1 protein-coding gene is annotated in these 591 nt (G+C 68.5%); it reads right to left on the bottom strand.

Annotated features, from left to right (window positions below; genetic code table 11):
- On the bottom strand, positions 1–591 hold a 591-nt coding region (locus tag ACTWP5_RS32125), incomplete at both ends, for a beta-ketoacyl synthase N-terminal-like domain-containing protein (protein WP_443224715.1).

The following is a 591-nucleotide window of genomic DNA, read 5'->3' as shown; positions in this document are numbered from 1 at the left end:
CTTCCCAGGCGCTTTCGAGGAGGAGGCGTTGCTGGGGGTCCATCGCGAGGGCTTCGCGTGGGCTGATCCCGAACAGCTGCGGATCGAAGTCCGCCGCGTCATAGAGGAAGCCACCCTCACGGGCATAACTCTTCCCATGCGCGCCAGGGTCGGGGTCGTAGAGGTTGTCCAGGTCCCAACCACGATCGGTCGGGAAACCACCAATGGCGTCCACACCCTCCTCGACCAGCCGCCACAGATCCTCCGGCGAGGACACCCCACCCGGGAACCGACACGCCATCCCGACGATCGCGATCGGCTCGTCCACCGCCACAACCGAACCCGACACCGCCGGACGGCCGCCAGCCACCGTGACGTCACCGGACTGGTCGTCGTGGTCGGTCCAGACCTGGCCCAGGACGAACGCGCCCAACGCGGCCGGGGTCGGATAGTCGAACACCACACCCGCCGGCAGCCGCAGACCCGTCTCCGCGTTCAACCGGTTCCGCAGCTCCACCGCCGTCAGCGAATCGAACCCGAGATCCTTGAACGCCCGATCCGCCGCGATCGACTGCGCGGACCCATGCCCGAGGACCGCCGCGACGTGACCGC

Origin of the sequence: Streptomyces sp. 4N509B (assembly GCF_052245655.1) — a bacterium.
Taxonomy (GTDB): Bacteria; Actinomycetota; Actinomycetes; order Streptomycetales; family Streptomycetaceae; genus Streptomyces.
The sequence above is the reverse complement of the archived record's forward strand: the minus strand, read 5'-3'. Positions and strand labels throughout refer to the sequence as shown.